Source organism: Streptomyces hokutonensis (genome assembly GCF_000376565.1).
GTDB classification, from domain to species: domain Bacteria; phylum Actinomycetota; class Actinomycetes; order Streptomycetales; family Streptomycetaceae; genus Streptomyces; species Streptomyces hokutonensis.
Genome location: NZ_BARG01000018.1, coordinates 51,948 through 72,078, shown reverse-complemented (window position 1 = coordinate 72,078; position 20,131 = coordinate 51,948). Strand labels below are relative to the sequence as shown.

General features: G+C 70.2%; 21 protein-coding genes. 11 read left to right on the top strand and 10 right to left on the bottom strand.

Going from position 1 to position 20,131, the window contains the following annotated elements:
- Window positions 1-70: 70 nt before the first annotated feature.
- The 4 genes from SSP08S_RS08480 to SSP08S_RS08465 all read left to right on the top strand — a co-directional run bounded on the left by SSP08S_RS08480 (window position 71) and on the right by SSP08S_RS08465 (window position 2,935).
- The gene (locus SSP08S_RS08480; RefSeq protein ID WP_026178305.1) at window positions 71-805 is read left to right on the top strand and encodes an SDR family NAD(P)-dependent oxidoreductase; all 735 of its coding nucleotides are present in this window, start codon (window positions 71-73) and stop codon (window positions 803-805) included.
- A 9-nt stretch (window positions 806-814) separates the two neighbouring features.
- Window positions 815-1,726, top strand: coding sequence for an LLM class flavin-dependent oxidoreductase (locus tag SSP08S_RS08475; RefSeq protein WP_019067147.1), 912 nt, complete (start codon window positions 815-817; stop codon window positions 1,724-1,726).
- A 235-nt stretch (window positions 1,727-1,961) separates the two neighbouring features.
- A complete protein-coding gene (locus tag SSP08S_RS08470; RefSeq protein ID WP_019067146.1) occupies window positions 1,962-2,579 on the top strand; it encodes an NADPH-dependent F420 reductase in 618 nt (205 codons plus the stop codon).
- Between the two features lie 119 nt (window positions 2,580-2,698).
- Window positions 2,699-2,935 (top strand): hypothetical protein, encoded by a 237-nt coding sequence (locus SSP08S_RS08465; RefSeq protein WP_019067145.1) that lies wholly within the window; start codon window positions 2,699-2,701, stop codon window positions 2,933-2,935.
- Here the strand turns inward: SSP08S_RS08465 and SSP08S_RS55015 are convergent.
- The gene (locus SSP08S_RS55015; protein WP_019067144.1) at window positions 2,904-4,949 is read right to left on the bottom strand and encodes a bifunctional glycosyltransferase 87/phosphatase PAP2 family protein; all 2,046 of its coding nucleotides are present in this window, start codon (window positions 4,947-4,949) and stop codon (window positions 2,904-2,906) included. The two genes, SSP08S_RS08465 and SSP08S_RS55015, sit on opposite strands and share 32 nt — an antisense overlap.
- A gap of 277 nt (window positions 4,950-5,226) precedes the next feature.
- Between SSP08S_RS55015 and SSP08S_RS08455 the strand changes: the two genes are divergently transcribed.
- Complete coding sequence (locus SSP08S_RS08455; RefSeq protein ID WP_019067143.1) at window positions 5,227-5,898, top strand: O-methyltransferase; 672 nt, start codon at window positions 5,227-5,229, stop codon at window positions 5,896-5,898.
- Window positions 5,899-5,918: 20 nt separating this feature from the next.
- Here the strand turns inward: SSP08S_RS08455 and SSP08S_RS08450 are convergent, their stop codons facing one another.
- The gene (locus SSP08S_RS08450) at window positions 5,919-6,311 is read right to left on the bottom strand and encodes an FHA domain-containing protein (protein ID WP_019067142.1); all 393 of its coding nucleotides are present in this window, start codon (window positions 6,309-6,311) and stop codon (window positions 5,919-5,921) included.
- An 82-nt stretch (window positions 6,312-6,393) separates the two neighbouring features.
- Here SSP08S_RS08450 and SSP08S_RS08445 point away from each other — a divergent pair, with 82 nt between their 5' ends.
- Window positions 6,394-6,831, top strand: coding sequence for a DnaJ family domain-containing protein (locus SSP08S_RS08445; protein WP_026178303.1), 438 nt, complete (start codon window positions 6,394-6,396; stop codon window positions 6,829-6,831).
- On the opposite strand, the gene SSP08S_RS63295 is transcribed toward SSP08S_RS08445, so the two are convergent.
- From SSP08S_RS63295 to SSP08S_RS08425, 4 genes are all read right to left on the bottom strand, one after another.
- Window positions 6,820-7,428: a hypothetical protein gene (locus SSP08S_RS63295; protein ID WP_019067140.1), complete on the bottom strand. Its 609-nt coding sequence runs from the start codon at window positions 7,426-7,428 to the stop codon at window positions 6,820-6,822. The two genes, SSP08S_RS08445 and SSP08S_RS63295, sit on opposite strands and share 12 nt — an antisense overlap.
- A 5-nt stretch (window positions 7,429-7,433) precedes the next feature.
- Window positions 7,434-8,081: a hypothetical protein gene (locus tag SSP08S_RS08435; RefSeq protein WP_019067139.1), complete on the bottom strand. Its 648-nt coding sequence runs from the start codon at window positions 8,079-8,081 to the stop codon at window positions 7,434-7,436.
- 91 nt (window positions 8,082-8,172) lie between these two features.
- Window positions 8,173-8,562, bottom strand: coding sequence for a nuclear transport factor 2 family protein (locus tag SSP08S_RS08430; RefSeq protein WP_019067138.1), 390 nt, complete (start codon window positions 8,560-8,562; stop codon window positions 8,173-8,175).
- 49 nt (window positions 8,563-8,611) lie between these two features.
- Window positions 8,612-9,331 carry a helix-turn-helix transcriptional regulator gene (locus tag SSP08S_RS08425; protein WP_019067137.1) on the bottom strand — a complete coding sequence of 240 codons (720 nt, stop codon included), beginning with the start codon at window positions 9,329-9,331 and terminating at the stop codon, window positions 8,612-8,614.
- A 99-nt stretch (window positions 9,332-9,430) separates the two neighbouring features.
- On the opposite strand from SSP08S_RS08425, the gene SSP08S_RS08420 reads away from it, so the two are divergent.
- Window positions 9,431-9,931, top strand: a complete 501-nt coding sequence (locus SSP08S_RS08420) for a GNAT family N-acetyltransferase (protein ID WP_019067136.1) — start codon at window positions 9,431-9,433, stop codon at window positions 9,929-9,931.
- 204 nt (window positions 9,932-10,135) lie between these two features.
- Here the strand turns inward: SSP08S_RS08420 and SSP08S_RS08415 are convergent, their stop codons facing one another.
- Window positions 10,136-12,217 carry an MFS transporter gene (locus SSP08S_RS08415; protein WP_026178302.1) on the bottom strand — a complete coding sequence of 694 codons (2,082 nt, stop codon included), beginning with the start codon at window positions 12,215-12,217 and terminating at the stop codon, window positions 10,136-10,138.
- A gap of 186 nt (window positions 12,218-12,403) precedes the next feature.
- On the opposite strand from SSP08S_RS08415, the gene SSP08S_RS08410 reads away from it, so the two are divergent.
- Window positions 12,404-13,381 (top strand): peptidoglycan-binding domain-containing protein, encoded by a 978-nt coding sequence (locus SSP08S_RS08410; RefSeq protein ID WP_026178301.1) that lies wholly within the window; start codon window positions 12,404-12,406, stop codon window positions 13,379-13,381.
- 34 nt (window positions 13,382-13,415) lie between these two features.
- Here SSP08S_RS08410 and SSP08S_RS08405 read toward each other — a convergent pair whose 3' ends face one another.
- Together SSP08S_RS08405 and SSP08S_RS08400 are read right to left on the bottom strand one after the other, a co-directional pair.
- Window positions 13,416-14,072, bottom strand: a complete 657-nt coding sequence (locus SSP08S_RS08405) for an HAD-IA family hydrolase (RefSeq protein ID WP_019067133.1) — start codon at window positions 14,070-14,072, stop codon at window positions 13,416-13,418.
- 187 nt (window positions 14,073-14,259) lie between these two features.
- A complete protein-coding gene (locus SSP08S_RS08400; protein WP_019067132.1) occupies window positions 14,260-14,841 on the bottom strand; it encodes a TMEM165/GDT1 family protein in 582 nt (193 codons plus the stop codon).
- 346 nt (window positions 14,842-15,187) lie between these two features.
- On the opposite strand from SSP08S_RS08400, the gene SSP08S_RS08395 reads away from it, so the two are divergent.
- The 3 genes from SSP08S_RS08395 to SSP08S_RS08385 all read left to right on the top strand — a co-directional run bounded on the left by SSP08S_RS08395 (window position 15,188) and on the right by SSP08S_RS08385 (window position 19,576).
- Window positions 15,188-15,832 (top strand): HNH endonuclease family protein, encoded by a 645-nt coding sequence (locus tag SSP08S_RS08395; protein WP_019067131.1) that lies wholly within the window; start codon window positions 15,188-15,190, stop codon window positions 15,830-15,832.
- Window positions 15,833-15,914: 82 nt separating this feature from the next.
- The gene (locus SSP08S_RS08390) at window positions 15,915-17,543 is read left to right on the top strand and encodes an alkaline phosphatase D family protein (protein ID WP_019067130.1); all 1,629 of its coding nucleotides are present in this window, start codon (window positions 15,915-15,917) and stop codon (window positions 17,541-17,543) included.
- A gap of 107 nt (window positions 17,544-17,650) precedes the next feature.
- Window positions 17,651-19,576, top strand: coding sequence for an FAD/NAD(P)-binding protein (locus tag SSP08S_RS08385; RefSeq protein ID WP_019067129.1), 1,926 nt, complete (start codon window positions 17,651-17,653; stop codon window positions 19,574-19,576).
- Here the strand turns inward: SSP08S_RS08385 and SSP08S_RS08380 are convergent.
- Window positions 19,548-20,084, bottom strand: a complete 537-nt coding sequence (locus SSP08S_RS08380) for a superoxide dismutase family protein (RefSeq protein ID WP_019067128.1) — start codon at window positions 20,082-20,084, stop codon at window positions 19,548-19,550. The two genes, SSP08S_RS08385 and SSP08S_RS08380, sit on opposite strands and share 29 nt — an antisense overlap.
- Window positions 20,085-20,131 lie beyond the last annotated feature (47 nt).

Genomic DNA, 20,131 nt, shown 5'->3' with positions numbered 1-20,131 from the left:
ACGGGAGACCAGCCCCGCTTGCATCGAACTGCCGTTCGGCCTTTTGGCCGACAGAAAGGTGAAGGTCAACATGCTCAAACTTGATGGCAAGGTCGCCGTGATCACCGGAGCGACCTCTGGGATGGCGTTGGCGGCGGCCAAGTTGTTCGTGGCCGAAGGCGCCCACGTGTTCATCACCGGGCGGGACAAGGACAGACTGGACGAGGCGGTCGAAGCCATCGGCCACAACGTGACGGGCGTACAGGCGGACTCGGGAAATCTGGACGACCTGGCTCGCTTGGCCGAGACCGTGCGGGAGCGCCACGGACGGGTCGACGTCCTCTTTGCGAGCGCCGGCGTCGCGTCGGTGTCCGACCCGCTGGGAAGTATCACCCCCGATTCGTTCGACGCGCTGGTGGGTGTGAACTTCCGCGGCACCGTGTTCACCGTTCAGTACCTGCTGCCGTTGATGAGCGACGGTGCGTCGATCATCCTGAACGGCACGAGCAGCGCGACCAAGGGCATCCCCGGTGCCGGTGTCTACTCGGCGAGCAAGGCCGCCATTCGTTCGCTGGCCCGCACCTGGGCCGAGGAGTTGAAGGTCCGCGGTATCCGGGTGAATGTCGTCAGCCCCGGTTCGATCGACACCGCGCTCTTCAGCACCGTGCCCCCCGAGTTCCGAGAGCAGATCACCGCCGCCATCCCGCTGGGACGGCTGGGAACCAGCGAGGAGATCGGGGCTGCCGCGCTGTTCCTGGCCTCCTCGGACGCCAGCTTCGTCACCGGCGCGAACCTGGTCGTCGACGGCGGGTTCAGCCAGATCTGACGACACGCTGTGCGCGACGACGTCGAGTCGCGGCTGGCCACGAACGAACGGCTGAAGGAGACACCGATGCCCGACTACGGTCATCCCCTGCGTTTCGCGACATTCCTCGGTCCCACCAACTCCCCGCCGAGCCGTCCGGTCGAGTTGGCGCAGCTGAGCGAGCGGCTCGGCTTCGACTTCGTCACCTTCCAGGACCATCCCTACCAGTCGAGCTTTCTCGATACCTGGACTCTGCTGAGCTGGGTGGCCGCGCGGACCGAGCGCATCGGAGTGTCCGGCAACGTGCTGAACCTGCCGTTGCGTCAGCCCCCCGCCGTACTCGCCCGCGCGGTGGCCAGCCTCGACCTGCTCTCCGGTGGACGGGTCGGCCTCGGGCTCGGAGCCGGCTTCTACTGGGACGCCGTGCAGGCGGCCGGCGGACGGCGGCTGACCCCGTTGCAGGGCGTTGCGGCACTTGGCGAGGCAATCGACATCATCCGCGGGGTCTGGGACGCCGACGGGCCCGGCGGCGTGGATGTCGACGGCGAGTTCTATTCGGTCCACGGCGCCGAGCGTGGACCCGCGCCCGCCCACGAGATCCCGATCTGGGTCGGCGCCCACAAGCCGAAGATGCAGGGCTTGGTGGGACGCAAGGCCGATGGCTGGCTGCCGTCGCTGCCGATGATGGAGCCGGGCGGCGTGTCAAAGGGAAACGCGATCATCGACGACGCCGCCCGGGCCGCGGGCCGCGATCCCCGCGAGATCACCCGTCTCCTCAACATCTTCCCGGGCCAACAGACTCCGGAGGCACTGACCCGGCTGGCCGTCGAGGACGGCGTCAGCGTCTTCATCCTGGCCAGCGACGACCAGGACGTGATCGAGCGCTTCGCCGCTGAAACCATCCCCGCGGTACGCGAACACGTCGCCCGCGAACGCACCTAGGACCTGTCCGGCGGATCATGCCGCTCCGCGTCGCCTGCCTCCTCCGCCTTGCAGTTGCACGCACCAGGCCCTGCTCACCGGCGCTGATCAGGTGCTGTTGCTCTCCTGCGACCTGATCCGCCGGACAGGCCCTAGTCCGCGAGCCGACGCTGCATGGCCAAAGTGCTTGATGCGGCCCGTCAGACCGGCAACCCACTCCTTACCGCCAGCTCCATGGACAGCAAAGGAACACGTCATGACCACCATCAGCATCATCGGTTCGGGCAACATGGCCACCGCCATCGGCACCCGGGCGGCCAAGCACGGCCACGCGGTCGAGCTCATGAGCCGCGACACCGCCAAGGCTTCGGCGCTGGCCGACCGGATCGGCCACGGAGCCACGGTCGGCGCGCTCGGCGCGACGCCGGCGGGTGACATCGTCATCGTGGCCGTCCCGTACACCGGCGCGGTCGACGTGGTCACTCACTACGGCGACGCGCTTGCCGACAAGATCCTCGTCGACATCTCCAATCCCTTCAACGCCGACGCCAGCGGACTCGCGACCACCCCGGACAGCTCGGCGGCCCAGGAGATCGCTGCCGCCGCCCCCGAGGGCACACCCGTCGTGAAGGCGCTGAACTCCGTCTTCGGCCACGTCCTCGCTCACGACACGCCCCTGGACGTCTTTGTCGCCGGCGACGACGCCGCCGCGAAGGCCCAGGTCGCGGCGTTTCTGGAGAGCATCGACCTGCGGCCCCTCGACACGGGAGGGCTCGCGATGGCTTCGGTCCTCGAATGGGCCGGCATCCTGCTGATGGGGCTGGCCCGCAACGGCGCCGGCTTCGACATCGCCCTCGGCGCGGAAGTCCGCTGAACACCCTTTCGGTCACCCGCTACACGACCCTGGGCTTGTCGAGCATGGAGCCGACGCGATCCGCCTCCTGGCCGGTTGGAACGCCGACAGCCATCGCTGACACACCGGACGGTCCTCATATGCGAACGCGTGAAGAAGAGTGGAACGTCATTCTGGAAGAGCACAGGCCCTCCGGGCGGCCCGACGGTCATCCGGCCTCGGACATGTGGCGACTGCTGTCGGCCGCGTACGAGAACCCGACGCTCCGGGCCCTGTATCCCGAAGACATCTGCCTCTTCCTGACGGACGACCCCGAGGAGGCGGTCGAGTTCACCGCCGAACTGATCAGAGCCGACTCAGCTCCGACTCGGCTCTGATCTCCGCCCGTTTCCTCGCCGACCGCGCCCGCGGCCCCTGGAAGACGTACGACAGACCGAAGCCCGCCGCGACGACCGCCGCGCCGCCCGCCGCGTCCAGGACCCAGTGGTTGCCGGTCGCGACGATCGCGGAGACGGTGAAGAAGGGGTGGAGGAGGCCGAGGGCCTTCATCCACCACTTGGGGGCGATGATCGCGATGACGACGCCGCACCACAGGGACCAGCCGAAGTGCAGGGACGGCATCGCCGCGTACTGGTTGGTGAGGGCGGTGAGGGTGCCGTAGTCCGGCTTGGAGAAGTCCTGGACGCCGTGGACCGTGTCGATGATGCCGAGGCCGGGGAGGAGGCGCGGCGGGGCCAGCGGGTAGAGCCAGAAGCCGACCAGGGCCAGGAGGGTGGCGAAGCCGAGGGAGGAGCGGGCCCAGCGGTAGTCGACCGGGCGGCGCCAGTACAGGACGGCCATCACGCTCAGCGGGACCACGAAGTGGAAGGACTCGTAGTAGAAGTTGAAGAACTCCCGCAGGAAGTCGACCTTCACGACCCAGTGGTTGACCGCGTGCTCGATGTCGATGTGCAGGAAGCGCTCGATGTCGAGGATCTGATGGCCGTGGTGTTCCGCCGTGGCCCGGCCGCCCGCGTTGGTGCCGCCCGTCGCCGCGAGGCGGACCTGCTGGTAGGCGGCGTAGGTGACGCGGATGAGGAGGAGTTCGAGGAGGAGGTTCGGGCGGGTCAGGACGCGGCGCAGCTGCGGGATCAGCGGGACGTGCTTCCAGCGCGTCGGGACCGGCTCGGCGTACTCCGTGGGGATCGGCCGCCGGTAGTACTCCGAGGTGCGCGGCAGGAACGGCACGACGGTCGCGGCGGCGAGCGCCATGAGCAGGACGACGTTGTCACGCAGTGGATAGACGGCCGACATGTTCGGCAGCATCATCTTCGCGGGCAGCGTGACGACGAGGACCACCGCCACCGGCCACACATACCGGTCCGAGGCCCGCTTGCCGACCCTGCCGACCACCGCGAGCAGCACCCACAGCAGCTGGTGCTGCCACGTCGTCGGCGACACGGCGATCGCCGCGCAGCCGGTGACCGCGACCGCGAGCAGCAGCTGCCCGTCGCGGGCGTAGCGCACGGCCCGGCGCAGGCCCAGGCAGGCGACGACCGCTCCGAGCGCCAGGAAGACACCGATCTCCAGCGGCCCGGTCAGGTCGAGCCGCAGCAGCGCGCCGTGCAGGGACTGGTTGCCGAGGTCGTCCGCCTTGCCGCCGAGGCCGACACCGGCCATGTGGTGCACCCAGTAGGTGTACGAGTCGTGCGGCATCGCCGCCCAGGCGACCACCACGCTCGCGGCGAACGTCAGCGCGGAGGTCACCGCGGCCCGGCGCCGGTCGGTGAACCACAGCAGCGGCGCGAACAGCAGCACCGTCGGCTGGAGCGCGGCGGCAAGCCCGATCAGCACGCCGCTGGCCCGCTCGCCGCGCACCGTGAAGCAGGCGAGCAGCACGAGCAGGACCGGGATGATGCTGGTCTGGCCGAGCCAGAGCGTGTTGCGCACCGGCAGCGACAGCATCAGCAGGCTGATCGCGACGGGCGCGGCGAGCAGCGAGGCCCGCCGGGTCACGGGCTGCGGCAGGGCCCGCGAGACGACCAGACCGAGCGCCACGACGAGCAGCAGTGTGCCGAAGGTCCAGCCCCAGCCGAGGGCCTGCTCGGCCGCCCGGGTGAGCGGCTTGAGGACGAGCCCGGCGAAGGGGGTGCCGGTGAACTGCGTCGAGTCGTACAGCGAGCCCTTCACATGCAGCACGCCGTTCGGCCCGACCCAGGTCTCCAGGTCGGTCAGCCGGTCCCCGCGCGGGGTGCTGAGGACCACGGCCACCTGCCGTACGGCCAGGACCGCGGCCACCAGCCACAGGACCAGGCGCGCCGCGCGCAGCCGTGCCCTGGCCGTCCCGGTGGCCGTCGACCCGAAAGCTCCTACGGCTCCCGCCGGTCGCCCGCTGTGCTCCACGTTCGCCACGCCTCGTAGGCCTCCCGCCCCGCTCGTCCCACGCGTCACACGCGCGGCTGTTCCCTCTGCGAACCCTATGAGGTTCGCACCCCCTGCGGGAGGGACGCAGGCAACCCCCTCTTCACCTGACGGCCGCCCTCCTTTTGTCCGGATGACGATAGTCGGCCCCAGGTTGCCTGGGCACGGCAAATAACGGCGTATCCGTAGAGTGAGTGATTGCACACGAACGGGTTCGCAACATTCTCACCGGATTCATGATCACCGGATTTACGAAAGGCACCGGCACATGAGCGAGTCGCAGCTGTGGAACGACGTCGACGACTACCTGATCGGCCACCTCTCCCCGCACGACGAGGTTCTGGAGGCGACCCTCCGCGACAGCGACGCCGCCGGCCTCCCGCAGATCGCGGTGTCCGCCGCCGCGGGCAAGCTGCTGCACCTCCTCGCCCGCATCCAGGGCGCCGCCCGCATCCTGGAGATCGGTACCCTCGGCGGCTACAGCACGATCCTGCTGGCCCGCGCGCTGCCCGCCGACGGCCGCCTGATCACCCTGGAGTACAGCCCGAAGCACGCCGAGGTCGCCGGCCGCAACATCGCCCGCGCGGGCCTCGACAAGATCGTCGAGATCCGGGTCGGCCCGGCCCTGGACTCACTGGCCGCGCTCGCCGACGAGAACACGGCCCCCTTCGACCTCGTCTTCATCGACGCCGACAAGGCCAACAACCCGAACTACGTGGAATGGGCCCTCAAGCTCACCCGCCCCGGCAGCCTGATCATCGTCGACAACGTCGTCCGCGGCGGCCGGGTCGCCGACCCGGCCAACACGGACCCCGATGTCCTGGGCACCCGCGCGGCGATCGAACTGATCGGCTCGCACCCGCGCCTGTCCGGCACGGCGATCCAGACGGTGGGCGAGAAGGGCTACGACGGCTTCGCCCTGGCCAGGGTCATCGACTAGGAGCTCTGCATCAGCGCGCCTCAACTCTCGTGATAGAAGCCGACGTTGATGCTGCGCGGCCCGGTGCGGTCCTTGATGACGATCTCGCCGCTGCCACCACGGGGCAACGGGACGCTGCCGCCGTAGCCGACCGTCTGGGCGTACTCCCCGACGATCAGCCGTACTTCGGAGGACGGGTCGGGCTGGGAGCCGCGCAGCCAGCTCACCTGCCAGGTGCCCTCGGGTCCGCACAGGAACTCCAGATGGACCCGTGAGATGAACAGCCAGTCGTCCGGTGTCACCAGCCGGCACACCGACTCGTCGCGGCCCACCCGCAGCACCGCGCCCGGGTCGTCGGGCGCCTCGGCCATCAGCATGCCGGCCGTGGCGCCCTCGTCCGTCCCGGAGACCGAGGCCATGGTGAGTTCGAGCACGTGCGCTTCCCCCTTGAGGTGTCCTTACACAGCCGCCGCATGATAAATCCCCCGGCCGCGCCACGTCCGGCACAATGGAGTCATGACCGAGCGAAAGCCACCGGGTGTGTCCTTCGAGTCCTGGGTCGACAAGCAGATCCGGGACGCCGAGCGAGCCGGCGAGTTCGCCCAACTCCCGGGTGCGGGCAAACCGTTGCCGTCCGGTTCCGACACGACGTACGACGAACTGTGGTGGATCAAGCAGAAGATGGCCCGCGAGGGCATCTCCGTGCTCCCGCCGACGCTGGCCCTGCGCAAAGAGGCCGAGGACGCCCTGGCTGCGGCGTACTCGGCCCCTTCGGAGCGGATCGCCCGGCAGATCATCACCGAGGTCAACGTCAAGATCCGCGACATGATGTTCAAGCCGCCGCCCGGCCCTCCGCTGGGGATGAAGCCGTACGACGTGGAAGAGGTCGCACGGGAGTGGCGGGAGCGCCGGGCGGTCGACGGGTCCGGTGGACCCGGCGGGTCAGATGTGTAGAAGCCGCTCCGTCAGTTCGCGGTAGTCCCGCAGCGCCAGCCGGAGTTGCTCGGTGTCGTCCGAGCCCTTGGACTCCCAGGAGCTGTGCAGGGTGTCACGCCGCTTGGTGACGGCCTGCGTGAGGCGGTCGGCGACCTCCTCCAGGACATGGGCGGCCTCCTCGACCGCGGAGCGCGGCTCGTCGACGAACCCGGTCACCGCGTGCTGCAGCCGCAGGTTGAACTTGTCGCTCTCGTCGTGCGGCAGCAGGCTCCCGTTCCCGGTGTCCAGCCGGTCGTGCCGCTTGTCGGCGGCGGTGGACGCGGGTGCGGGCGCAGGCTCGGGGGCGTGCACGGGGGCGGTCTTGTCGGCCGGCCGGTCGGTCTGCCGATCGATCTGGCGATCGGCCGGGCGGTCGGTCTGCCGCGGGATCGGGGTGACCGTCGTGGCCTCGCGCCGGTCGCCGGCCTTGGTCAGGTCCCGCCGATCGGTACCCGCGCCCGTACCCGTACCAATGTCCGTGCTGCCCTTGCCCGTGTCCGTGCTCGCGCCCTTGCGCTCGTCGCTCTCGTCCCGCTTGTCGCTCGTGTCGCCGTTGGGTCGTGTCACATCGGTCATGCGGCTCAACTTCCCTTCACTGCTTGCCTGTTGAATGAGCCGAACGCGTGCCGTCCGGTACGCCCGCTGCTGCTGCCACTGCCACGGCCGCCGTCGTCCGAGCTGATCAGGTCGTCGAAGAGGGCGCGGGCTTCGAGCATGGCCTCGCGCATCTCCTCGGTACCGGCCTGGCTCTCCGGCGCGCCGTTGGTGCGCGACTGGACGACGCGGTGCACGCGCCGGTAGCCGTGGACGTGGTCCGCGTGGTGCACGGACAGCGCGTCGAACTGCTTGTCGTACTCCTCGACGTCGGGGAAGCCCCGGGCCCCGGCCACCTCGCCGAGCAACTGGTCGACGTCGGCCACCGCCTGGCGGGGCGAGTCGACGAAGAGCTCCTGGGCGGCGGCCCAGCGGGCCTGGTACTGCTCACGGGCCGCGGGCTCCAACGGCTGCTCCCGCAGCGAACCGTGCTGCTGGACGCGCTCGCCGAGCTCCCGCTCGGCGGCCTTCGTGTCGCCGTCGTGCCGGGCCACGGTCCGGTCGTACTCGGGCCCGAAGCGCCGCTTCAGACCCGAGCCGCCGAACCCGCCTCGGGCACGCGGTACCAGGGCCGCCGCGGCAGCGACCACGCCGACCAAGATCACGATCAAAACGATGATCACGCCTGTGGACATGAGTGCCTTCCGGATTCTTGGCCAACCGGCTCTCGTAGTCGGTCGGTTCCTGTACCGGGTTGCCCGGAAGGCACCCTTCAAACGGCCGCCGTCACGCGGCGAACCGGCGCACCCCGGTCACGGACCACACGGACGCGATCCGCCCGTCCACGACCTCCAGGAGATCGATCCCGCTCTTCTGCGAGCCGTCGGCACGCGTGACGTACCAACACGAGGCGACCCGCCCCAGCCCTCCGTCGACAACCGGTACGCCCTCGACGGCGTACCGGCGTCCGGGACTCTCGGCACGATGCCGGGCGATGAGTTCGACGATGCCCGAGGGACCGCGCAGCGCATCGGTGTCCGGCGCCCCTTCCGGAAGGCTGCCGAAACGGATACGAAAATCGGGGGCGAGGAAGCTCTCCGGCTGGCTGAAGTCGCCGTTCCACAGGGCGGTCCAGCGTTCGAAGAGGCCGATGACAGTGCTTGTGTCTGTGGTCATACGGCCACCCTGTCCCCCGTCGGCGACACCCCCCTGTCGGTGATTGCCGTCACACCCCGAACTCGGCCAGGGGCACCAAGTCCGAGCCCAGCGTGTCCAGTTCGGACAGATCGACATGACGCGCCGGAACCCGCTCGTCGAGCGCCTCGACCGCCCGGATCCGATCCAGCCGAAACCCGCGAGGCGCCTGCCGCAGCCGGCACCACCCCGCCAGATACCAGTGCTCGTCACCCCCGAGAAAGGCGACCGGTTCCACCTCACGACTGGTGAGGGCCCCCTCCCTGTCGCCGTACTCGAGCCGCAGCACCCGCCCGGCGGTCAACGCCTCGCGCAGCACGGCCGGTACGACAGGCTCGGCGGACCGCGCCGCCCCGGCCGCCGGCACAAGCAGTTGCACCCGCCCCGCCATCTCGGCGGCGGCGGCCCGCTCCCGCTCCGGCATCACCGCGAGCACCTTGTGCAGCGCACTGCGCGCGTCGGCGGCGAACGGCGTCCCCGCGAGCGCGTTCAGCCCGACCGCCAGCGCCGTAGCCTCGGCCGGCGTGATCGTCAGCGGCGGCAGGGTCCGCCGCCGGTCCAGCACGTACCCGCCGCTGCGCCCCGGCACGGCGTACACCGGCACGCCCGACTGCTGCAACGCCGCGAGGTCCCGCTCGACGGTCCGCACGCTGACCTCGAAGCGCGCGGCGAGCATACGGGCGCTGCGCGGCCGGGGCGAGGCGGCCCGCAACTCCTCCACCAGGGCGTACAGCCGATCGGTGCGGTTCATAACACCCAGTCTCCGCAAGGCACGGCACCCGGGTCACCCATATTCACTTGCGTGCCAATTCACTTGCGTGGCCCACGGGCGGCTTCGTGACAATGCCCCATGCCCTGGACGATCGCCCCGGAACCCTACGACTCCCCCGTGGCCGCCGCACTCTGGCGGGCGTACTACACGGAGGTCAGCGACCGCTGGTACCTGCTCCACGAGAACCGGCGCACGGACCCGGCGGAGCTGGAGCGCGAGATCGCCGCCGTCACCGGCGCCGAACTCACCCCACCCAACGGCCAGTTGCTGGTGGCGCGCTACAAGGGCGAACCAGCCGGCACCGCGGGCGTACGACTCCTCTCCCCCACGACCGCCGAGCTGAAGAGGGTCTTCCTCCACAAGGGCATGCGCGGCCAGGGCGGCGCCGCAAAACTCGTGGTGGCAGCAGAGGAAGCAGCCCGCAACCTCGGAGCCAACACCATCATCCTCGACACCCGCCACGACCTCATCGAGGCCCGAACCCTCTACACCCACCTCGGCTACACGGAAACCGCCCGCCACAACAACGACCCCTACGCAGAACACTGGTTCCGCAAAGCCCTCCTCAACCAACAGTGAGGGCCCACCCACTTGTTCTGTCCCCACGCCACCGGCCGAGAGGGAGCCGTAGGGGCGCGCCGGTGTCGAGAGCCCCAGCGCGCGGAGGCGCGCAGCGCCGAGCACGGTGGGGCTCTCGACACCGGCTTCAGGCGCCCCGAAGGCGACCGAACCAAAAGAGGTGCGCGCGCACGGCGCCTACCCAACACCGCCCCCTCAAGGACCTCAACTACCGCCGATAACCGCCCCGTTGTGCGGCTGCTCCCGATCCGACCCGCACAACTCCCCGTTGAGCTCCTTCACCAACTGCACCAGATCCGTCGGCCGATCAGGCCCCCACCAGTCCCCCAGCGTCTCCGCGAGGGACTCCTCACGAGCCTGCGCCAGCCGGTCGGCCATCTCCCTCCCCTGATCGGTCAGTTGAAGATCAAGCCCTTCCCGCACCGCCAGCTGCCGCCCCTCGATCTGCCGGACGGCGGCGAGGATGACGGGCAATGGCACGGAACTTCGCTCGGCCAGCACCCCCGGTTCCGCCCACCCGTCCCGCTTGATGCGCAGCAGCAGCCAACTGGCCGCCGGCTGAAGGTCGTAGCCCGCCTTCGCAGTGATCGTCTTGTAGATCTCCCGGCGCCCCTCCCGCGTACCCAGCACGGACAGCGCGCGGCACACCTCGTCGTAGGAGGACCGCTGAACCGGATTGCTGGCAAGGGTCTCCGTGAGGTCGGGTGCGGTGACGGAGCCGCGCAGCTTGTCCTCCTTGAGGAACCACGCCAGGACGAAGCCGACGAGGGCGACGGGAGCGGCGTACAGGAAGACATCCGTAATCGACGACGCATAAGCGTGCAGGGCCTCGGGCCGTACCGCTGACGGCAGTTGGGAGATACCCCGCGGATCGGACTCAAGGCCATCAGCCGTGACGCCCCCCGGCAACGACGCACCCCGCAGAGCATCCGTCAGCTTGTCCCCCAGCCGACTCGCAAAGATCGTGCCGAAGATCGCAACACCGAAAGAGGCACCAATGGACCGAAAGAAGGTCGCACCAGAAGTAGCAACGCCAAGATCCTCATACGACACGGCATTCTGCACAATCAACACCAACACCTGCATGACCAGCCCGAGCCCGAGCCCGAAGACAAAGAAATAAGCACTCATCTCCCCGGTGGAACTGTTCTCGTCAAGCTGATGAAGCAGAAGCAGACCAAGCGCCGTAACACCGGTGCCCGCGATCGGGAAAACCTTCCACCGACCGGTCCGGCTGACGATCTGCCCGGACGTGGTGGACGAGATCAGCATGCCGAACACCATCGGCAGCATGTGCACGCCGGACATGGTCGGCGAGATGCCCTGCACGACCTGGAGGAAGGTCGGCAGATAGGTCATCGCACCGAACATGGCGAAGCCGACGATAAAACTGATGACGGCGGCCAGCGAGAAGGTACGGACACGAAACAGTTTCAACGGAAGCACAGGCTCCGCGGCCCGCCGCTCCACCGCCACGAACGCCACCGCCAGCACCACCCCAAGCACCGCCAGCCCGACGATCTGCGGCGACCCCCAGCCCCAGGTCGTACCCCCCAGCGAGGCGACGAGCACCAGGCAGGTCGCGACGGCGGCGATGAGAAACGTACCGAGGTAGTCGATGACATGCCGGGTGGACTTGCGCGGGATATGCAGCGCGGTCGCGATAACGGCAAGCGCGACGACACCGACCGGAAGGTTGATGTAGAAGACCCACCGCCAGCTCAGATGCTCGGTGAACAGCCCTCCCAGCAGCGGCCCGAGAACACTCGTCGCGCCGAAGACAGCGCCGAACAGCCCCTGGTAGCGCCCGCGTTCACGCGGTGAGACGACATCGCCGACGATCGCCATCGAGAGCACGATGAGCCCGCCGCCGCCCAAGCCCTGAAGCGCCCGGAAGCCGATCAACTGAGGCATGTTCTGCGCCGCCCCGCACAGCGCGGACCCGACGAGGAAGATCACGATCGCGATCTGGAACAGCCGCTTGCGCCCGTACTGGTCGCCCAGCTTCCCCCACAGCGGAGTCGCGGCGGTCGAGGCGAGCAGATAGGCCGTAACGACCCACGACAGATGCTCCAGCCCGCCGAGATCGCTGACGATCGTCGGCAGCGCGGTCGACACGATGGTCTGGTCGAGGGCGGCGAGCAGCAGCCCGAGGAGCAGCGCCCCGATGGAGACGAGGACGTTGCCCGACACGTGTTCCTGGGCGGCGCTGCCCCGCCGCGGGGGTTTCTCCGGTGGCTGCGCGTCGTGCACATTCCCTGTCATACCGTGCGCATCGCCGGCCATGAAGACCTCCCGAGGCTCTCGTTACACATCCATGGCGATCGGTGTGTCCCGACACACCCATGGTGATCGGTGTGTCCCGTTACGGCCTGTCGAGTCCGAATGGAAGCCGTCATTCCGGGGGTCGGAGGAGACGGCGTGAAGGAGATCCGCATAACCTCGGGAGTTCTGACGGGGAGGGACGAACACGTGAACGAGGCGAAGGGCCACATATGCCCGCAGTGCGGGGCGCCGCGGGCAGCCGACGGCTCCCCGTCCTGCACCTGCACCCAGCGGGCGTCCGACGCGCTGCGCGACGCGCGCACGGCGGAGGCGGCAGCGGCGGAGGACTTCGACCCGCTGCGGATCAGACCGTATGTGGAACTGGACGCCACCCCGCAGGAGCAGCGGCCCGCACCCGGGACCCCGGCGCCGCCCGAGGGCGAGACGCAACAACTGCCGGCGGTCGAGCAGACGATGCCACTGCGCGCCGTGCCACCGACGGCCGCGGGCATGAACGACCTGAGCCTGTTCGAGGGCGGCGAGGACATCCCGGAACAGCTCGCCGACGACAGCCGCCCCCGCCGACGCCGGCGCCGCACCGTCCTCCTCGCCTCCACCGGAGCCGTCGTAGCAGTGGTCGCGGCGGCCGGTTTCGCGAGCGGCATGTTCTCGTACGAGCCGCCGTCGCGGGACGACGCGGCACCCCAGGACGTACGGGGGAGCGTCCCGACCGCGTCGGAGAGCGCGGAACCGGCGACACCGTCCACGAGCGCCTCCACGTCCGTACAGCCGACGTCGGCGTCCCCGTCCCCGACGCTCAGCGCGAGCCCGTCAGCGTCGACGTCGAGCAGCCCGTCCGCCACGGCGTCACGGTCCGCGGCCGCCAGCCCGACCCCGACGACCAGCGCCACGGCGTCGGGCGGCGCGTCCGCCACGGACCGCCAGGGCGGCAGCAGCACCGCGCCGGTCCTGCAACGCGGCGACGAGGGCCCCGAGGTCACCGAACTCCAGCTCAGGCTGACGCAGTTGAACCTCTACACCGGCCCCGACAACGGCGTCTTCGACAAGCAGGTGCAGGCCTCGGTACGCACCTACCAGCTGGCACGCGGCATCCAGTCCGACACGCTCGGGGTGTACGGGGCGGCGACACGGGCAAAGCTGGAGTCGGAGACGACAGAGCCGTAACACAGCACCCATGAGCCCCTATGCCCATGGGCCCCTACCCCACGGACAACCGAATCTCCCCGCCCACACCCTCCACCCGCACCGCACGCAGATCCCGCACCAGCACATCCGGCCGGTGATACGCGGCCTGCGGCCCGACCCCCACCACGCGCATCCCGGCGGCGCGCCCCGCCGCGATCCCCGCCCCGGAGTCCTCGAAGACGACGCAGTCGGCGGGCGCGATGCCCAGTTCGGCGGCGCCCTTGAGGAAGCCCTCGGGGTCGGGCTTGCTGGCGCCGACGGATTCCGCGGTGATCCGGACGTCGGGCAGTTCCAGCCCGGCCGCGCCCATCCGGGCCGTGGAGAGCGCGACGTCGGCCGATGTCACCAGCGCGTGCGGGAGCCCGCGCAGCGAGGCCAGGAACTCGGGTGCGCCCGGGATCGGGACGACGCCCTCGACGTCGGCGGTCTCCTCGGCGAGCATGCGGGCGTTCTCGGCGTGGTTCTGCTCCATGGGCCGGTTGGGCAGCAGCAGTGCCATGGAGGCGTGGCCCTGCCGGCCGTGCACGACCTTCATGACCTCGTCCGCGTTCAGCCCGTGCCGCTCGGACCAGCGCCGCCAGATCCGCTCGACGACGGCGTGCGAGTCGACGAGGGTGCCGTCCATGTCCAGCAGGAGGGCGCGGGCGGTGAGCACGGTGGTGGCCGTCATCGGCAGGCTCCAAGGAACGGAACGGATCAGGGGGTACAAGCCGGCCCCCGGAGGGACAAGGCGGCCCCGTCCGCCGGTCAGGGAAAACGGACGGGAGCCACTTTGTTTCTCTACGGTACAAAACCGGACCGGCATCGCGCCACCATCCCCGGAAACAGTTCACTCACCGTTCAGCTCGCACGCGGGCTCAGCCCGCCACGGCCTCCCACAGACTCCACGCCCCCAGCGCCAGCATGAGCACCGCAGCGATCCGTGTGATCAACTCCAGCGGCACCCGCTTCATCAGCGCCTTTCCGCCCACGATGCCGAGCCCGGCGACCGCCCACAGCGCGAGCACCGCGCCGAGACCGACGGAGAACGGGTCGTCGTAGCGGGCCGCGAGGTTGGCCGTCATGATCTGGGTCAGGTCACCGAACTCGGCGACCAGGATGAGCATGAACCCGGCGCCGGAGACCTTCCAGAAGGACTGGTCCTTGGGCGCCCGGACCTCCTCCTCGTCATCCCCCTTCTTGAAGAGAAGCACCGCGGCCCCGCCCAGGAAGAGCACACCGGTGACCGCGTGCACGATCTGCTGCGGCAGCAGCGTCAGCACGCTCCCCGCCGCCACCGCGAGCACGACGTGCAGCAGGAACGCGGCGGCGACGCCGGCGAAGACGTACGAGGCGCGGTAGCGGGTGCCGAGGACGAGTCCGGCGAGCGCGGTCTTGTCGGGGAGTTCGGCGAGAAAGACGACGCCGAAGACGAGCGCCGTGACGGTGATGCTGATCAAGGTTCCTCAATCGGTCGGGGCTGCCCCACCGAGAGTGTTACTGCTGTCCACGGACACCTCGGCATGGCAGCACACAGGAAAACGGTGCACTGCTTGCCGAAGGTCTCGCTGGCCGACCTGCAAGAGATCGTCCTCCGGGCGCCGGCTCAGACGAGCTGAGCAGTATGTCGACGGTCCGGCGAAGAGCTACTCCCCTTCTGCGCCATTCATAGTACGCGACCGCCAAAGCATTGCCTTGTCATGCTCGCGTCACTAACTTCTTACCAAACGCACACCCGGCCGCAACACGGCACCGCAAGCATTCCTTCGCTCGACTCCAACACCCCCACACCACAAGGGAGTTCGTATGCCGAAGTTCTACGCGCGTCGACGGCTGAGCATACTCGCGGCTCTTACCGGATTCATAGCCTCCGTCGCGCTTTTCAACGGCCCGACCGCCTCCGCCGCCCTCCCCACCCCCGTCAGCGCCGCCACCGCCCGCACCTACCTCGCCTCACTGACCGTCGCGACCGAGGTCCGGACCGGCTACGACCGTGACCTGTTCCCCACCTGGATCACGATCAGCGGCACCTGCAACACCCGTGAGTACATCCTCAAGCGGGACGGTACGAACGTCGTCACCAACTCCGCCTGCACCGCGACCAGCGGCAGCTGGTACTCGGTCTACGACGGCGCCACCTGGACCGCCGCCTCCGACCTGGACATCGACCACCTCGTCCCGCTCGCCGAGGCCTGGGACTCCGGCGCCCGCAACTGGACCACCGCCCAGCGCCAGGCCTTCGCCAACGACATCACCCGGCCGCAGCTGATCGCCGTCACGGACAACGTCAACCAGTCCAAGAGCGATCAGGACCCGGCCGAGTGGATGCCCCCGCTCACCTCGTACGCCTGCACGTACGTCCGTGCCTGGGTCCAGGTGAAGTACTACTACGACCTCTCGGTCGACACCGCCGAGAAGGCCAAGCTGACCTCGGTCCTCAGCGGCTGCTGATCCTCTTTCGACAGCCCGGAGACCTAGTCGCTGACCTCCGTCGTTCCGTACCGTACGGGGCGACGGAGGAGAGTGATCACCCGTGGCCGGACTGCGTCTTGGACCGCTGCTTCGCTACGCCGACGGCTCGTCCGCGACCGTATGGGTCGAGGCGAGCCGTCCGTGCACCGCCGAGGTGCGCTGCGCGGACGGGGCCGGCGGCACCGCCCGCACCTTCCAAGTCGCGGGCCACCACTACGCGTTGGTGCCGGTGGAGGGCCTCACGCCCGGGACCTCGACGCCGTACGACGTCCTCCTGGACGGCACGCGGGTGTGGCCGCTGCCCGACTCGCCGTTCCCGCCCTCCGCGATCCACACCCCCGATGCCGACGGCACGGTCCGCGTCGCGTTCGGCTCCTGCCGGTGGGCCGCGCCGCCCGCCGACGACCACGACCCGGTGGGCCCGGACGCCCTGGACACGCTGGCCTCGCGCATCGCGCGCGACCCGGAGACCGAACGGCCGGACGTACTCCTCCTGTTGGGCGACCAGGTGTACGCCGACGAGGTCTCCGACGCGACCCGCCGCTGGCTCTCCGCCCGCCGCGACCTGAGCGAACCGCCCGGGAGCGAGGTCGCGGACTACGAGGAGTACACGCGCCTCTACTACGAGTCCTGGCTCGACCCCGAGATCCGCTGGCTCCTCTCCACCGTGCCGTCGTGCATGATCTTCGACGACCACGACGTGATCGATGATTGGAACACCTCCGCCTCCTGGCTCGCCGACATGCGGGAGACCCCGTGGTGGCGCGAGCGGCTGCTGAGCGGACTGATGTCGTACTGGGTGCACCAGCACCTGGGGAACCTCTCCCCCGCCGAACTGGCCGCCGATCCCCTCTACTTGGCCGTCCGCAGCGCCCCCGACGGCACCGACGAACTCCGCGCCTTCGCCTGCAAGGCCGACGCCGACCCGGCCTCCGTCCGCTGGAGCTACCGGCGCGACTTCGGCCGGGTACGGCTGGTGATGGTGGACAGCAGGGCGGCCCGCGTCCTCGACGAGCAGCACCGCGCGATGCTCGACCCCGGCGAGGCCGACTGGCTGCGCACGGAGGCACTCTCCGACCGCGGTTCCTACGACCATCTCCTCATCGGGACCTCACTGCCCTGGCTGCTGCCGCACCTCATCCATGACGCCGAGTCGTGGGACGCGGCCCTGTGCCAGGGGGAACGGGGCGCCCGCTGGGCCGAGTTCGGGGAGAAGCTGCGCCGGGCCGCGGACCTGGAGCACTGGGCGGCGTTCCCGAACTCCTTCGAGGAGCTGGCGGGGCTGATCGCCGAGGTGGGATCGGGCGAGGCGGCACCGGCGTCGGTGCTCGTGCTGTCGGGGGACGTGCACCACGCGTACGTGGCTGAGCCCAAGTGGCGTACCGGCGGCCCGACTTCACGCGTCCTCCAGCTGACCTGCTCCCCCGTCCACAACTCCATCCCGGCCTACATACGGGTCGGCTTCCGCTTCGGCTGGAGTGCCGTCGCCCGTGGCCTGGGCCGCCGCTTCGCCCGGCACGGCCGTTGCGCCGAGCCTTCGGTCAAGTGGCGGAAGACGGGCGGGCCCTGGTTCGGCAACCAGCTCATGACCCTTACGCTGCGCGGCCGTTCGGCCCGGCTGCGGCTGGAGCAGGCGCGGGCGGACGGGACGCTGAGAACCGTGGAGGAGTCCCCGCTGACATCCCCGTGACGTCGCTGAGGGCATGATGAGGCGGACCGTCCGCTTCCGGTGGGCGGTCCGCTCCATTGCGCCCCACACGCCCGGGAGTCCCCCCTTTGTCCGCAGTCAACGCGTCTTTGTCCGCAGTGAACGCGTCCGACGACGAACCGGCATCCGTCTCCGTCGCCGTGGTCGGCGCCGGTCCGCGCGGCACCAGCGTCCTGGAACGCCTCTGCGCCTCGGCTCCCGAACTCCTCCCGCCCGGCGCCCGGCTCACCGTCCACGTCGTCGACCCCGCGCCCCCGGGCCCGGGCCGCGTCTGGCGCTCCACGCAGTCTCCCGAGCTGCTGATGAACACCGTGGCCTCCCAGGTCACCCTCTTCACCGACGACAGCGTCGACTGCTCGGGCCCGATCCGCCCCGGCCCGAGCCTGCACGAGTGGGCGCCCGCCGAACTCGGCCCCGACGACTACCCCACCCGCGCCCACTACGGTCGCTATCTGGAGTGGGTGTTCGCCCGCACGGTCCGCGAGGCGCCGGACTCCGTCGAGGTCGCGACACACCGGGCGAGCGCGGTACGGCTCGACGACACACCCGACGGCCACCAGTCCCTCACCCTCGACAACGGCCGTACCCTGTCCGCCCTTTCGGCCGTGGTCCTGGCCCAGGGCCACCTCCCGACGCTCGGCGACCCGGCCCAACGACGCCTCGCCGCCTACGCCTGCCACCACGGCCTGCGCCACCTCCCGCCCGCCAACCCGGCCGACGCCGACCTGTCCGCCGTACAGCCGGGCGAACCAGTGCTGTTGCGCGGCCTCGGCCTCAACTTCTTCGACCACACGGCCCTGTTGACGACGGGCCGGGGCGGCCGTTTCGTCCGCGCCGGGGACGGCTCGCTCCGCTATCTCCCCTCCGGCAACGAGCCCCGCCTGTACGCCGGTTCACGCCGAGGCATCCCGTACCAGGCCCGCGGCGACAACGCGAAGGGCCCGCACGGCCGCCACACGCCGCTCGTCCTCACCCCGGAGGCCACAGCCGCCTTCCGCAAACGCGCCGACTCCGGCGAGGCCCCCGAATTCCGCACGGAGATATGGCCGTTGGTGGCGAAGGAGGTGGAGACGGTCTACTACACCACTCTGCTACGCCCGTCCCGGCGCCCGGAGTTCACCGAGTGCTTCCTCGCCGTCCCGCACCGCGACCCCCAAGAGGCGCTGATACTCGACGAGTTCGGGATCCCGGCCGCCGAACGCTGGAGCTGGGACCGGCTGTCCCGCCCGTACCCGGACCGCGCTCTCGCCGACCCGGCGGCCTGGCGGGACTGGCTGCTGGCGTATCTGCGCGAGGACGCCGGGCAGGCCGCGCTCGGCAATGTGGACGGCCCGCTCAAGGCCGCCCTGGACGTGCTGCGCGATCTGCGCAACGAACTCCGGCTGGTCGTCGACCACCGCGGCCTCGCGGGCGACTCGCGCCGCGACCACCTGGACCGCTGGTACACCCCGCTCAACGCGTTCCTGTCCATCGGCCCGCCCCGGCGCCGTATCGAGGAGCTGGCCGCGCTGATGGCGGCGGGCGTGGTGGAGGTGCTCGGGCCGCGGCTGGAGGTGCGGGAGGCGGACGGCGCCTGGGTGGCCCGCTCGCCGGCGATACCGGGCTCGGCGGTGCGGGTGACCACGCTCGTAGAAGCACGCCTCCCCGAACCGGACCTGCGCCGCACCGCCGACCCGCTGCTCGGCCGGCTGCTGAAGACGGGCGGGTGCCGGCCGCACACCGTGGACGGCTACGAGACGGGCGGGCTGGACGTGACGGCGCGCCCGTACCGTCTGATAGATCGTCAGGGACGGGCCCACGCACGGCGGTTCGCGTTCGGGGTGCCCACGGAGGGCGTGCACTGGGTGACCGCGGCGGGCGCCCGCCCCGGCGTGGACTCGGTCACGCTGTCGGACGCGGACGCGGTGGCGCGAGCGGTTCTCCGGGTCGCGACGACAGGGCGGACGCCGTCGGCCGACGCCCGCCCCTGGACGTACTCGGCGCGACTCAGGGAGCCCAGCCGAACGGCACGGTGAAGCAGGCGGCGCGGACCTTGCTGCCCGGCATCTCGTGGATCACGACGGAGGACGCCTCGCCCTCCCGGAAGTTCCAGTCGTGCCGGGCGGTGGCCTCACCGGCGCCGTGCTCGTCGGCCGTGAAGTCGAGCCAGACCTCGTTGTCGGCGGTGACGTCGGCCGGGTCGGTGGACGGCTTGTGCTGGAAGTGCCCGCCCGCGGCCGCGGGGTCGGCGCCGCACGGCTTCTGGTGCACATGGACGGCGTACGCGTGCCCCGGCACCATCCCGTCGACCCGCAGCCGCACGGTCGTGGCACCGCCCACCGTCGTCCGCTGGCCGACCTCGATCCACGCGGCGGCGGGGACGAGCTTCGTGTCGTACGTGACCGCCGCCGACGGCACGAGGGCGCCGACCGGCGCGAACCGCGCGTCCGTGCGCATCGAGTAGCCGTCCGGGGCGCCGGCGCTGGTGCCGCCGCTCGCCAGTAGGGCCGCGACGACCGCGCTCGCACATATGCCTGCCACCATGATGTGTACCGTTCCTCACGTTCAGTTGCGCTTCGATCCCCTTTACG

Excerpts from the sequence above, each read along its gene's own strand:
- SSP08S_RS08380 (WP_019067128.1), bottom strand. The coding sequence starts at position 20,084 with ATGGTGGCAGGCATATGTGCGAGCGCGGTCGTCGCGGCCCTACTGGCG.
- SSP08S_RS63295 (WP_019067140.1), bottom strand. The coding sequence starts at position 7,428 with ATGACCGATGTGACACGACCCAACGGCGACACGAGCGACAAGCGGGAC.
- SSP08S_RS08415 (WP_026178302.1), bottom strand. The coding sequence starts at position 12,217 with ATGGCCGGCGATGCGCACGGTATGACAGGGAATGTGCACGACGCGCAG.
- SSP08S_RS08405 (WP_019067133.1), bottom strand. The coding sequence starts at position 14,072 with ATGACGGCCACCACCGTGCTCACCGCCCGCGCCCTCCTGCTGGACATG.
- SSP08S_RS08395 (WP_019067131.1), top strand. The coding sequence starts at position 15,188 with ATGCCGAAGTTCTACGCGCGTCGACGGCTGAGCATACTCGCGGCTCTT.
- SSP08S_RS08455 (WP_019067143.1), top strand. The coding sequence starts at position 5,227 with ATGAGCGAGTCGCAGCTGTGGAACGACGTCGACGACTACCTGATCGGC.
- SSP08S_RS08445 (WP_026178303.1), top strand. The coding sequence starts at position 6,394 with ATGACCGAGCGAAAGCCACCGGGTGTGTCCTTCGAGTCCTGGGTCGAC.
- SSP08S_RS08435 (WP_019067139.1), bottom strand. The coding sequence starts at position 8,081 with ATGTCCACAGGCGTGATCATCGTTTTGATCGTGATCTTGGTCGGCGTG.
- SSP08S_RS08420 (WP_019067136.1), top strand. The coding sequence starts at position 9,431 with ATGCCCTGGACGATCGCCCCGGAACCCTACGACTCCCCCGTGGCCGCC.
- SSP08S_RS08470 (WP_019067146.1), top strand. The coding sequence starts at position 1,962 with ATGACCACCATCAGCATCATCGGTTCGGGCAACATGGCCACCGCCATC.
- SSP08S_RS08465 (WP_019067145.1), top strand. The coding sequence starts at position 2,699 with ATGCGAACGCGTGAAGAAGAGTGGAACGTCATTCTGGAAGAGCACAGG.
- SSP08S_RS08425 (WP_019067137.1), bottom strand. The coding sequence starts at position 9,331 with ATGAACCGCACCGATCGGCTGTACGCCCTGGTGGAGGAGTTGCGGGCC.
- SSP08S_RS08430 (WP_019067138.1), bottom strand. The coding sequence starts at position 8,562 with ATGACCACAGACACAAGCACTGTCATCGGCCTCTTCGAACGCTGGACC.
- SSP08S_RS08480 (WP_026178305.1), top strand. The coding sequence starts at position 71 with ATGCTCAAACTTGATGGCAAGGTCGCCGTGATCACCGGAGCGACCTCT.